The 12,455-nt window shown below is 47.5% G+C and carries 10 protein-coding genes; 7 read left to right on the top strand and 3 right to left on the bottom strand.

Features of this window, described 5'->3' with window-relative positions; translation table 11 throughout:
• Positions 1–191 precede the first annotated feature (191 nt).
• Both B3A20_RS10295 and B3A20_RS10290 read left to right on the top strand, forming a co-directional pair.
• Positions 192–1,382 carry an ABC transporter ATP-binding protein gene (locus B3A20_RS10295; RefSeq protein WP_290764387.1) on the top strand — a complete coding sequence of 397 codons (1,191 nt, stop codon included), beginning with the start codon at positions 192–194 and terminating at the stop codon, positions 1,380–1,382.
• Positions 1,383–1,533: 151 nt separating this feature from the next.
• Positions 1,534–1,866: a hypothetical protein gene (locus tag B3A20_RS10290; RefSeq protein ID WP_290764385.1), complete on the top strand. Its 333-nt coding sequence runs from the start codon at positions 1,534–1,536 to the stop codon at positions 1,864–1,866.
• Positions 1,867–1,925: 59 nt separating this feature from the next.
• On the opposite strand, the gene B3A20_RS10285 is transcribed toward B3A20_RS10290, so the two are convergent.
• On the bottom strand, positions 1,926–4,985 hold the full coding sequence (locus B3A20_RS10285; RefSeq protein WP_290764383.1) for a hybrid sensor histidine kinase/response regulator: 3,060 nt from the start codon (positions 4,983–4,985) through the stop codon (positions 1,926–1,928).
• A 418-nt stretch (positions 4,986–5,403) separates the two neighbouring features.
• Between B3A20_RS10285 and B3A20_RS10280 the strand changes: the two genes are divergently transcribed.
• The gene (locus B3A20_RS10280) at positions 5,404–7,122 is read left to right on the top strand and encodes a two-component system response regulator (protein WP_290764381.1); all 1,719 of its coding nucleotides are present in this window, start codon (positions 5,404–5,406) and stop codon (positions 7,120–7,122) included.
• Complete coding sequence (locus B3A20_RS10275; protein WP_290764379.1) at positions 7,119–7,463, top strand: Hpt domain-containing protein; 345 nt, start codon at positions 7,119–7,121, stop codon at positions 7,461–7,463. Before B3A20_RS10280 ends, B3A20_RS10275 begins: the two co-directional genes overlap by 4 nt.
• Before the next feature lie 94 nt (positions 7,464–7,557).
• Here the strand turns inward: B3A20_RS10275 and B3A20_RS10270 are convergent, their stop codons facing one another.
• Complete coding sequence (locus tag B3A20_RS10270) at positions 7,558–8,247, bottom strand: NAD-dependent deacylase (RefSeq protein WP_290764377.1); 690 nt, start codon at positions 8,245–8,247, stop codon at positions 7,558–7,560.
• 9 nt (positions 8,248–8,256) lie between these two features.
• On the bottom strand, positions 8,257–9,630 hold the full coding sequence (locus B3A20_RS10265; protein WP_290764375.1) for a M20/M25/M40 family metallo-hydrolase: 1,374 nt from the start codon (positions 9,628–9,630) through the stop codon (positions 8,257–8,259).
• A gap of 121 nt (positions 9,631–9,751) precedes the next feature.
• Between B3A20_RS10265 and B3A20_RS10260 the strand changes: the two genes are divergently transcribed.
• The 3 genes from B3A20_RS10260 to B3A20_RS10250 are packed head-to-tail and all read left to right on the top strand — an operon-like array spanning position 9,752 to position 12,298.
• Entirely contained in the window at positions 9,752–10,942 is a 1,191-nt protein-coding gene (locus B3A20_RS10260) for a dihydroorotate oxidase (RefSeq protein WP_290764372.1), read from the top strand.
• A 3-nt stretch (positions 10,943–10,945) separates the two neighbouring features.
• Positions 10,946–11,506, top strand: a complete 561-nt coding sequence (locus B3A20_RS10255; RefSeq protein WP_290764369.1) for a hypothetical protein — start codon at positions 10,946–10,948, stop codon at positions 11,504–11,506.
• A gap of 24 nt (positions 11,507–11,530) precedes the next feature.
• Positions 11,531–12,298, top strand: coding sequence for a thioredoxin-like domain-containing protein (locus B3A20_RS10250; RefSeq protein ID WP_290764365.1), 768 nt, complete (start codon positions 11,531–11,533; stop codon positions 12,296–12,298).
• Positions 12,299–12,455 lie beyond the last annotated feature (157 nt).

The following is a 12,455-nucleotide window of genomic DNA, read 5'->3' as shown; positions in this document are numbered from 1 at the left end:
GCGGAGTCGTCAACCGACCCGAAGTCGGGAGATAGATATGTTTAATGCAATACGACTGAGTGGTCCATGCCAAGCGGGAACGGCTCGTATTAACGAGCCGTGGGAGCGCGGAGCAATTGACTTCAGATGTTCTGATAGCGTTTTTAAGTCAATTGCGGAGTCGTCAACCGATCCCAAATCGGGAGATAGGTATGTTTAGACGAGAGACGAGAGACGAGAGACGAGAGGAACGCGTCATCCTGAGCGAAGTCGAAGGATCCAGTAAAGTCCCCGTTTTGCGTGTTAAAGATGTTTCGGTGGCGTTTGGATTTGACAAGAACGGCAATTCGCGCGATGGCAAGTCGCCATTGCAAGTGACGGACCGCGTCTCGTTTGATATTTTCCCCGGCGAATTCTTTGCGTTGGTGGGCGAGTCCGGTTGCGGAAAGAGCGTGACTGCGATGAGCATTTTGCGCTTGTTGCCGTGGCCGAGTGCAAAGATTGTGAACGGCGAGATTTTGTTCGATGTGGGGGCGAATGATGCGCAATCTCAAAATGCCCGCGACCTTGTAAAGCTCCCGCTTAAGGATTTGCAATCCGTCCGCGGTTCCGAAATTGCGTGCATTTTCCAGGAACCGATGCAAGCGCTGAATCCTGTCGTCACCATCAAAAAGCAACTCCTCGAAGTTTTCAAGTTCAGCGCAGTCTCGAAGGACGCTCAGTCCCAAAATGCGTCGTCCCAAAAGGAATGTCATTCCCTACTTGAAGAGCCTGCCCCGGACTTGTTCCGGGGGGAATCTCCTTTAGACCTTATCCGCGAACAGCTCCGCTTGGCCGGTTTCACCGACCCCGACCGCGTTTTGAATTCCTATCCGCATGAACTTTCGGGCGGCATGCTCCAGCGTGTTTGCATCGTGATGGCGCTTTTGCCAAAGCCAAAATTGATTATCGCCGATGAACCGACAACTGCTTTGGATGTGACTGTTCAGGCTCAAGTTCTTGCTGTGCTCAAGGAAATGGCCGAGAAAACGGGAACTGCAGTTCTCCTCATTACGCACAATATGGGTATTGTTTCGCAGTACGCCCATCGCGTGGCTGTGATGTACGCCGGTCGCATCGTCGAAGAAGGTCATGTCCGCGAAGTCATCAACCATCCGATGCACCCGTACACGCAAGGACTCTTGGCTGCGATTCCTGAAAGCCATAGCGACTTGCGCACGCTCGCGTCCATTCCGGGGTCTGTGCCGCATCCAAAGGATTTTGCCAAGGGTTGCCGCTTTGCCGATCGCTGCTGTAAATGCGCACAGGCTTCTGCCGAAGTTCGCGAAAAATGCCTTTCCGCCGAACTCCCGACGAAAATTGCCGAAGCGGACCATTTCGCCTATTGCTTTTGTGCCAAGTAATTAATCCTAGCAATTGTTTTTTGCATAAGTTTTACATCCCATTCATTCTCGTTTTTTAATATTATCATTGAAAATACGAGAATCTTTTCGGGGAGAACACTATGTTCTGTAAAGAGTGTCATAAAAATCTAAAGGATTTTGATCGCTTTAATTGATAAAATGGAAAATTGCCCATTCTGCGGTGCAAAAAGTCGGTGATTCAATTTTCGCAAATGAAACAACTTTGGAAAAAGAACTGCGTGATTTGAACGCCCCCGAATTTGCGGATGCCAAGGACCGATTGTTCTTGCTCGTACTCAAGCAAATCCTGTCAAGCATGTACGAGGTCAGGAGTTTTTCGGATGGCGAACAGCAGGAAGTTTTGGAGGCTTGCCAAAGACGACTTTGCGTGGATTTGGGACTCTCGTTTGAACCGTGCGCACAAATGCTCGATATCTTGCAGGAATACATTTGGCAAAAGAGATACTGCCGAAAAGAAAATTGAAAAGTAAAGAAAAGGCTGCTCAAAACGAGCAGCCTTTCAGTTAGCAATGGAATTTTTTTTTAAAGCATTCCTTCGAGCGTTTCGAACAAGATATCGGGCTTTACAGGCTTGCTTAAATGTGCGTTGAGGCCTGCTTGCAAGCTGCGCTGAACATCTTCATCGAATGCGTTTGCTGTGAGCGCGATAATCGGAATCTTTTTGGCGTCGGGGCGGTCCAATTTGCGGATGGCTGCCGTCGCTTCCAAGCCATCCATCTCTGGCATGCGCATATCCATAAGAATGGCGTCGTAATAGCCGACTGGTGATTTTTCGAACATCTCGACGGCGATTCTTCCGTTTTCGGCATGCTCCGTACTCACCTGACGCATCTTCAGAATTTCAATCATGATTTGGGCGTTCACTTCCATGTCTTCGGCAAGGAGGATGCATCTTCCTGTAAGTTCTGCCTTCGTCTTTTTGGGTGCTGTATGCTGGCGTTTCTTCTTGAGGATGTCCTTGAGTTCGTCCAGAAGGTGGTCCGTCAAGATCGGTTTTGCGATAAAGCTATCGACGCCAGCAGCGTGCGCTTCGTCCAGAACATCGTCCCAGTTGTAGGCCGTGAGCACGATGATTGCCGTGTCGTCGCTTGTGACTGCGCGAATTTGTCGAGCCGTTTCTACGCCGTCCATTTCGTTCATCTTCCAGTCCAAAACGACAAGGCTGTATGGGTTGCATCTGGCGTGGCGGAGCTTTACCATCTCGATGGCTTCTCGTCCTGAAGGGGCTGTTTCGACGGCAATTCCCGACTTTTCAAGAACGACTTTGGCGTGTTGTAATGCCACATCATCATCGTCGACGACGAGGACGCTCATTTCGCTCGGACGGATTTCCACATCGTTACTTTCGATAACATCGGAGCGGCCTGAATTTAAAAGCGTGAGCGTAATCGTAAATGTCGTACCCTTGCCCTTTTCACTTTCGACTTCAATCTTGCCGTTCATCATGTCGACAATACCTTTGGTAATAGCAAGCCCAAGACCGCTACTTCCGTACTTGTTTGCCGTTCCCGAATTTTCCTGGCTGAACGGTTCAAAGAGCTTTGGCAAGTATTCCTTGCTCATGCCGATGCCAGTGTCGCTAATCTTGAAGGTGAGCGTAGAATTTTTGTCGAATTTGGCCGTCTTTTTGATGTCAAAGGCTATATTGCCGTCCTTCGGCGTGAATTTGACTGCGTTTCCAAGAATGTTGATGAGAATTTGGCGGATCTTTATGCCGTCGCCAATATAATAGCTGTCGATTTTCTGGTCGACATTGCAGCTGTAATGGATGCCTTTTTCTTCGCACTGGCCGTTGAAAATGGTATTCACTTGTTCGAGAAGTTTCGTGAAAGAAAATTCTTCGTTGCGGATAGTCAGTCTTCCACTTTCGATTCGGCTCATGTCTAGGATTTCGTTGATGAGGCTCAAAAGGTGCTCGGCAGAGGAACCAATCTTTTCGAGATAGTCTTGCATCTTTGGGGAAATGTTTTCTTCGTGGAGTGCAAGGCTGTCAAGACCGATAATGGCGTTCATCGGGGTGCGTATTTCATGGCTCATGTTCGAGAGGAAAACGGTCTTTGCCTTGTTTGCTTCTTCGGCGACCTTTAACGCATCAATGAGTGCTTGGTTTTTGGCGAGAGAGTCGCGCATTTCTTCGTCAATGTCGGAGAACCCGACGCCAATAATGCGGAGCGTTTCGCTGTTCTCGTCATCTCGCACGCCTGCCATGCGAAGCATTTCGTAGCTTTCCTTGCCGTCGCGGATGACCATGTAGCGTAACGCAATGAGTGCGTTTTTCTGCAATCTTCTGACAATGTTTGCGGGATCGATAAATTCAAGAAATTTCTTTTGGTATTCCGGAGCGACATATTTATGGGCGTATTGAGTAAACGATTCGCTGAATTTAAACTTGTCACCCTTCTTGAATGGTGTTGGAACGGAATCGTTTTTGCGATAGCAAATAGAGATGTCCTCTTCCAGGTCTACATAAAAAACGCTTTGGTAATCTGATGCCATTGCAGTAATCATGTAACTTTGTTCGTTACGCTTGCGCTCCTGGTCGATGAGCTTTTGCTGGAGCTCAAGTTCGTCTTCAAGTTTCTTCTGCTTGACTCTATTTTCGGCATCAATGATTTCACGCTCGATTTTGAGCTTTGCTGTGCGTCGTGTTTGGATAAGGAAGAAAATGAATAAGATAATGATGACGAATAAAATAATAATGGCGATGATGAGGTTCCTCTCAAGAATGCCTTCAGAAAAGTAACTCATCTGTTCTGTGGAAACGTTGTCACGAACGAGGTATGTCAACATCCAGTCTGTAGACTTGACGGGCATATAATAAACGGTTTCTTGCATGCCGTTGTATGAAAATGACGTAGAACCCTGCCTGTGAGCCGCGAAGTCATCGCGAATCTTGTCAATGGTGTAGCCATCTTCAAATGTGGCGTGCTCCATGGCTGTGAACAAGTTTTCATCGTTGGTGAGTCCTCCGAGAACCATGCTCTTCAGCGACTTGCCGTCTTTTGTATAAATGTTGCAAGATGCCGCGCTATTCGTGTCTAACTGTAGAGAAACTCCTTCGAGAAGGCGCGCAATGGTGATTTCCATAAAGGAAACGACAAGTTTTTTCTGGTTGTAATATTTGTTGTTAATCGGAATAGCGACGATGAGGGTCTTGTTTTCGTCATCGGCTTTTTTTAGTGAAATTACGGGCTTGGTGAGATTCTTATAATCGAAATCGTAAAGATCAATGTCGTTACGTGTTCCGTTGGAGGTGTATATGAGCCCGTTTGAATCGACGAAGGCGAATCGTTCCAATCCATAGACATGCTTTAGACGGTACTGGTATGATTGAAAGTTGTTTTCACTAGATAAATTTTCTGTTGTCAAAAGCTCAACCGCAAATTCAAGGCTGTTGATATAGTCTTCAAGTTTTGACTCGACAAACTGTTCTCTACGTCCGGCCAGTTCTTCCATAAACATGGAGCTAACGTTTTGTACCGCGCTATAGCCTAGGAATATAAAGCCTGCGATTAGAGCTATGGCCATAACGATGTTTCCGACGGCTGTGTCTTTTACGCCGTTCCTTTTTTTCCACACCATATAATCCTTCCCTTTATAAGTTAGGTTGTATTTGTATTAAGTGAGCGCAAATATAAGTAACGTTGTGCTAAAAGTTGTCATTGTAATAAATTTGATAGTAAAGTTATATAAATGTAAGAAATTTTAGTAAAATGACATAAAGTGTCATTGTTATTTGTGAAATAAGTAATAAAAAAGAAATAATCATACATAAGTTTTATGTTTAAATTTGTCACACCTTTTTTACGGGTGTGGAAATTATGAAAAAAACAAATAAATTGATTGGATTGATGATTCCCAATATCGGAAATTATGAAGAAGACGTCGTGAACCTAGAAATAAAACTTTATAATGAATAAAATGTAACTAAAAAAACATAATCTATTTTTGTGTCTATTTCTTACATTTGGACCTATAGAATGGATTGGAGATTGCCCACATGGATTTTGTTGGACAACAAGGTGTTTTAAGGCGTCGTGTACTTGTTGTAGACGACGAAATGGTGAACCGCGAAATTTTAGGAAATTTCCTTTCGACGGTTTATACGGTCGATTACGCGAGCAATGCGAAAATCGCACTTGGGATGCTGATGAATCCCGATGTCGAGTATTCGCTTGTGTTGCTGGACTTGATTATGCCTGTGATGAGTGGCATCGAGTTCCTGGAACACCGCGTTGAAAGCGATCGCCTCAAGTCGATTCCTGTTGTCGTAATGACTTCGGAGAAGACTTTTGAAATCAAGTGTCTAAAGCTTGGAGCCGCTGATTTTATCACAAAACCGTTCAATTTGCCCGAAGTTGTATTAGCTCGGTGCGAGCGCATTATTGAACTTTTTGAAAAGAAAAGTATCATCCGCAATACCGAAAAAGATGTGCTTACGGGGCTTTTGGCTAAAGACTACTTCTTTGAGTATGTACGCCGATCGGAACTGTTGGGTAAGCAGATCCCCAGGGACGCTCTGGTTTTCGATATTGAACGCTTCCATTTGGTGAATGAATTTTGTGGGCGTGCTTTTGGCAATATGCTCCTTTCCAAAATTGGTGAAGCCCTGCTCGCGCTCATTCCGCAGATGAATGCTTTTGCATGCCGTGCCCATGCGGATACGTTCTACATTTTTGCAGAGCATCAGGAAGATTATTCTGATTTGCGTAAAGCCTTAGATTCTGTAATTGCAAGCTTTTTCCATATCAGCAATATTCGAATCCGTTATGGAATTTGGGAAAATGTCAGCCGAGAATTCGAAATTGAAGTTTGGTTTGACCGCGCAAAGATCGCCTGTGATTCAAATCGCGGTGATTCATCGAAATGTATTGCGCGTTACAATAATGAATTGCATGCAAAGTATATTTTTGAAGAAACTCTCATCCATGATCTTGATGAAGCCATTGCCAATAAGGAATTGAAAGTCTATTACCAGCCCAAGTATAGCATTGTGGGTGAAAAACCGCGACTGACGAGCGCTGAGGCGCTGGTGCGTTGGATTCATCCGAAACTGGGCTTCATTAATCCAGGTGATTTTATTCCTTTATTTGAATCTAACGGGCTTATCCGCAAAGTGGATAACTATGTGTGGAAGGAATCTGCTGCACAAATCCGACGTTGGAAAGATTTGTATGGTGAATCTATACCGGTATCTGTGAACGTCTCCCGTATCAACATCATGGATCCAGATCTTGAAGCAAAGCTGGAAGACATTTGTTCAAGGTATGAAATTTCTACGAGCGAAATCATGCTGGAAGTCACAGAAAGTGCATATTCCGAAAATACGAATAGACTTGTTGAGGTTGTTGACAAGCTACGTAAAAATGGATTCCGCATAGAAATGGATGACTTTGGTGCAGGATACTCGTCCTTGAACATGATTACTACGGTCCCGGTTGATGTATTAAAGATTGATATGTCTTTTGTCCGTAATATGGAAAAGGACGAATGCAACTTGAAACTCGTAAAGATTATTATTGAAATTGCGAAGTTTCTCAAGATTCCGTCAGTTGCTGAAGGCGTTGAAACCGAATCTCAGTTGAACATGTTAAAACAAATGGGCTGTGATATTATTCAGGGGTATTACTTCTCCAAGCCTGTGCCTGCAATGGATTTTGCTCCATTTATAGAGCGTGAAATAAGTGAAAAAAATTTGAAAAAAGGGAATAACCTGTGATTACTATTGAAAAACTAAATTCGTTTGGTGCAAATACCGCTGAAGGCCTTGAACGCTGCTTTGGAAACGAAGCCCTGTATTTGAAACTGGTGACGACGATTCCTGACGACGCTACTTTTGAACGATTGGAGAAGAAAGTTGCGGCCAAGGACTTGGATGGTGCGTTTGAAGCGGCTCATGCGCTAAAGGGCGTTCTCGGGAACCTTTCGCTCACGCCGCTATATACGCTTGCTGTCGAGATTACCGAACTCTTGCGCAATCGCACGCAAATGGATTACAGCGCACTTTTGGTCAAATTTTTCGAAAAACGAGATGAGCTCGGCAAGCTTTGTGCTGAATAAAAATAGTCAATAGTCATTGGTCAATAGTCGATAGAATTATAATCGTGAAATTCGTCAAACTATTAACTAAAAACTAATGACTAAAAACTAATGACTACTTAAATTCTTCGCACCACTGGGGCACGACTTCGGTCGCTTTCCCTTGAATGACGACGTCTGTATACGGGTCGCCGTAGGGTGCTTCTAGATTCAGGCAAGTGACTTTGGCGCCGTACGATTTCGCAAAGCTCTTGAAACCTGCTGCTGGATACACGACGCTGCTCGTGCCGATGTAAGCGAATTCGTCGCAGTTCATCAGAGCTTCCTGAATCTCGTCCATGTACAAAGGCGTTTCTCCAAAGAACACAATGTCCGGGCGCACGGGGCTTCCGCAAATCGGGCATTTTGTGTCCAATGTTTCTTCGCCCGTGAATTCGAATTCATGCTCGTTCTTGGTGCAACGGAGTTTCATCAGGTCTCCGTGCATGTGCAAAACGCGCTTGCTTCCTCCACGTTCGTGGAGGTCGTCGACATTCTGCGTCACGAGCAAGAATTCGTCGCCGAGGCGCTCTTCGAGCTTGGCAAGCGCGATGTGCGCCGCATTCGGAGCGTGCTCGGGGAGCCCCTTTCGCAAGAAGTTGTAAAAGTCCTTGACGCGCTTCGGGTCACGACGGAGGGCGTCCGGTGTGCAGACGTCTTCGATGTTTTCGTGTTCCCACATGCCATCATTTCCGCGGAATGTGCGGAGGCCAGATTCCGCGCTGATTCCTGCGCCTGTCAGTACGACGAGTCTTTTACGTTTCATAGATCCTCCTTACGAAATGGATGCAAAGAAAAGCGCTTCTGCAACGATTCCGCTTTCGAAATCGGGCAGGTAAAGGCTTTCGTTTTCGCCATGGGCGTTGCATTCTGGGTCTTCGAGGCCCGTGAGCAAAATTGGGATGTTTCCGAGCGTGTTGCGGAAAAGCTCTGCGCCCGGGATGCTTGCGCCGCAGCCAATGAACTTAGTGGGGGAGGCGTAAGCGTCCGCCATGGCTTCACTCATCTTCTTGAAAAACGGGTGGTTTGTGTCGGTTGTGAACGGATTTGCGCCGTCTTCCTTGTCGATGGTGATTTCCATGTTGTTCGGAACTTGGGCCTTGAGGAAGTCGGCGAGCATGTCGGTGCATTTCACGGCGTCCATGCCGGGAGCAAGGCGGATGCCGATTCGGGCATAGGCGCTGTCTTGCAGCACGTTACCGGCGTTTACGCGGGATCCGGACTCAATCGTGCTTACGATGATGCTCGGGCGGCGCCACAGTGATAGCAGAATTTCTTCTTCGGGCACGTTCAACTTGACTTGTTCAAGAACGCCACCGTCGTTGCGGAAAATCTTTTCTGTCATGCCGAGCGACTTGTAAGATTCGAGCTCTTCCTTTGTCGGCGGGATAATGTCATCTTCGTAATGCGGGATGAGAATCTTGCCGTCCTTGTCCGTGAGGCTTGCAATCATGCGGCAAAGCGCCTGGGCGGGGTCGGGAATCGGGCCGGACCACGAACCGGAATGGAGCGGGGCCTTTGTCGCGCGGAGGGTGACGTTGATGGCGCTCATGCCGCGGAGCGTCGTCGTGATAGATGGTGTTCCCTTGGCGAAGTTCCCGAGGTCTGCAATAATGACGGCGTCGCTCTTCAAGAGTTCTGCATGTTCCGTGAGAATCCTTTCGAAGCCTGCGCTCCCGGATTCTTCTTCGCCTTCGATAATGAACTTTAGGTTCGGACCGTTGCTCTTGAGTTCGCGGCGAACCTGTTCAAGGGCTGCGAGATGCGTGATGATTCCCGCCTTGTCGTCAGCAGTGCCTCGTCCAAAGAGGCGGTCGCCTTTCTGCGTAGCGGTAAACGGCGGCGTGTCCCACAAAGCTTCTCGCATGGGCGGCTGCACGTCGTGATGAGCGTACAAAAGGATGGTCGGCTTGTCTGGGCTGGTGAGGCTTTCTGCATAAACGCTCGGACGCCCGCTTGGCGGCATCAAAAACTGGATGTTCGTGAGTCCCGCTTTTTCAAACATCGCCTTGACGGCGTTCGCGCTATCCAAAACGTACTTTTGGTCAAAATTGTCAAAACTGATGGATGGAATGGCTACCAAGCTCGAAAGCATGTCGATATAATGTGGCATGTTTTCGTGAATATCTTTCTTGATTTTGTTTTGCATAATTTACTCTCTTGTCTAGTAAGAATTATAAAATTTTTCGTATCATGGCAATAGGTGGTTTGTCGGTTCTATAAGTCTTGCAGGGCTGTCTTTTGTGGTGGATTTTTCTATTTTACTACACATGAGTAATAATTGCATCAACCACGAATACTATATGCGCGTGAGTGACCGCATTTTGGCACTTATTCGCCGTATTTTCCACAATAATCCGGAATTTCGCCATGATTCCCTGAAGCATGTGGCCCGCTTTGCCCCGGTTATCCCGTTTATGGGTGGTCGCCCGGACTTGAGCAAGACTTTGAATCGCGTGGTAACGTTTGCGGATGGCTCAAATCCGCTCCATTTTGGTTGCCCGATAATGCTCGCGGCTGGTGCAAACAAGACGGCGAAACGCATTTGCGATTTTGCCAACATGGGCTTTGGCGGCATTTCTGTCGGGACTGCAACCCGCCACGTCCGCGAAGGAAACACGCACAGACCGCGTATCGGTTTTATCGAGAAAGACCGTGCAATTCATAACAGCATGGGCCTCAACAACGATGGCGTCGATGCGGTAACCCGTCGCGTGGATACACAGATTACCGCAGCTCACAGGGTTCAAATGTGCGTGGGCATCTCTGTTGCCGAAACGCCGGGTCTCACGGACGAAAACGAAAAGCTTAAAGACATCGTTGAAAGTTTCTCCATCGCTTACCGCGTGGCGGACTACGTCGAAATCAACCTGAGCTGCCCGAATACGGGGGAAAACCGCCTCGATTTGGACATGACGCTTGTCAATAAGATTTTTACCGCCATCACGGACTATCGCAATAAACAGCCGGTCCGCAAAGCCATTTATGCAAAACTCAGCCCGGATATGCCCGAAAACCATACGGCGACCATCATGGATATGCTGGTGAAGGTGGGCGTGAACGGCGTTGTCATGGGCAACACGTACCCGACAAAGAAAGTTACGGACCTCCCGGTTCATGTGAAGTACGACGATTTGACTCCGCTCCGTGCCGATGGCGATCGCGGTGGCATGTCTGGCCGCCCTCTTTACGAAAATATGGTGCGCAATGTCAAGTTTATTCGTGAACATTACCCGCAGATGAGCGTGATCGCCTGCGGTGGCATTGACCACGGTTACAAGATTTACGACCTCATCAAGCTCGGTGTCGATGCGGTGCAGTGCTATTCTGTGGTGGCTTTCCGCTGGATGGCTGCCCATGCGATGCGTAAGGAACTTGAAGAAGCGCTCTCAAAAGACGGCTTCAAGTCTCTCGCCGATTATGACGCCAAGAATTCCGACGCCAAGAATCCGAAGGGTTAATGAATGTTGATGCTCCGGTGCGTTAAAATATTCCTCGTAGCGATTTTGCTTGTGAGTGTCCAGTCTTTTGCGGGATACTTTATCGAGCAACCCTACGAAGACGCCCCGGTGTCTGATTCGCTTTCGGCGTTCTCTTTTGGTGGCGAGCTAGAACTTGTCTATTATTTGAGCTCTGTACACCCTGGAATTTTGCTGAGTGGCGAGTATCGCTTCCATAAGCACCATTCGGCGGATCTTTTTGCGGCGTTCCTGTTCTCGGGCGATTACTTTGAAGTCGGCACGGATTGGCGGTTCTTTTTCCGCGGCACGCGTGAAGATGACTTTGTTCGCCTCGGCATTTCGTTTGTCTCTTTCGAACGTTATGACAAAAGCTATTTCCCGCCGCGTGTGACACTGGGTTATGGTCGCGATATCACGTTCTTCAAGAACACGAGTTTCTTGTGCCGTATCGAGCTGGATGCGAGTTACATCTTGGGGCGTGCGTTAGTCGATAAGGATGATGAACTTTTTAGCCGTGAAACTCATTTCACTGCAGCTTTGAATATCGGTTTTTATCTCTTTTAAATAGCAATTTATAGGATGGATTAAATGTCGAAAATCATTCGTGCCATTTGTGTTCTATTGCTCCTCTCGGCTTCTGCGTTTGCGGGGCCGTGGCTTGGGCTCATTTACAAGAAAGATCTCTATGAAAATCATTTGGCACTTCGAGTTTCTGGTGTGCATCCGGAATCGGGGTGTCTCTCGGCGGGGGTCGTTTCGGGGGATCTGGTTGTCGGTTTTGATGGCAAGGATTTGGTGAATGTGGCTCAAATTCAGAATGTCTTGAAAACATCAAAGGTCGGTTCTAAAGTATCCATCGATGTTTTCCGCGATGGAAAGCGCATCCCGCTCACGGTGACGCTCACGGAACGTCCAGACGATATTTCTAGCCTCACCGGTTCTGCTATCGGAAGCAAGATGGCTGAGTTCGGCAAGAACTTCTACAAGAACGGTGAAAAGAGAAAGGATGCGCCAAAGGCGACGCTTCTCGACTTCTGGGCGACCTGGTGCGGACCATGTCGCCAGACGCTCCCCGTGCTTGAAAAAATCTACAACAAGTATTCTAGCCAGGGACTCGAAGTCATCGGCATTTCGTCTGAACAGACCAAGCCGCTCCTTGCATTCTACAAGAAGCAGCATGCGTCCCCGTATCCGCTTTACCGCGATGCCGACCAGGGGCTCTGGCGCCGTTACGGGATTCATGCGGTCCCGACGCTCATGCTCCTAGACTCGAATGGCTACATCAAGCGCGTCTGGAGCGGGGCCCCGAGTTTCGAAATGCTCGAAAAGCTCGTCCTCGAAGTCCTGGAAAAATAGGGGTGGTAGATGCGGTAAGACCTCACCTGGCGGTCTTTGGTCGTTTTACTCTCTTTTTTTGAGATTATTACTACACAAACACTTTGATTTTTTGTATCTTTCCTGCCAGCAAAGCTCCACCGTGTAGGTGGGTAGCAATTTCAACAATAAAAAAAAG

This window comes from Fibrobacter sp. UBA4297 (assembly GCF_002394865.1).
Classification (GTDB): domain Bacteria; phylum Fibrobacterota; class Fibrobacteria; order Fibrobacterales; family Fibrobacteraceae; genus Fibrobacter.
This window is presented reverse-complemented; position numbering and strand designations above follow the sequence as displayed.

Coding starts and splice junctions, on each gene's coding strand:
- B3A20_RS10295 (WP_290764387.1), top strand. CDS start 192: ATGTTTAGACGAGAGACGAGAGACGAGAGACGAGAGGAACGCGTCATC.
- B3A20_RS10285 (WP_290764383.1), bottom strand. CDS start 4,985: ATGGTGTGGAAAAAAAGGAACGGCGTAAAAGACACAGCCGTCGGAAAC.
- B3A20_RS10280 (WP_290764381.1), top strand. CDS start 5,404: ATGGATTTTGTTGGACAACAAGGTGTTTTAAGGCGTCGTGTACTTGTT.
- B3A20_RS10270 (WP_290764377.1), bottom strand. CDS start 8,247: ATGAAACGTAAAAGACTCGTCGTACTGACAGGCGCAGGAATCAGCGCG.
- B3A20_RS10265 (WP_290764375.1), bottom strand. CDS start 9,630: ATGCAAAACAAAATCAAGAAAGATATTCACGAAAACATGCCACATTAT.
- B3A20_RS10260 (WP_290764372.1), top strand. CDS start 9,752: ATGAGTAATAATTGCATCAACCACGAATACTATATGCGCGTGAGTGAC.
- B3A20_RS10255 (WP_290764369.1), top strand. CDS start 10,946: ATGTTGATGCTCCGGTGCGTTAAAATATTCCTCGTAGCGATTTTGCTT.
- B3A20_RS10250 (WP_290764365.1), top strand. CDS start 11,531: ATGTCGAAAATCATTCGTGCCATTTGTGTTCTATTGCTCCTCTCGGCT.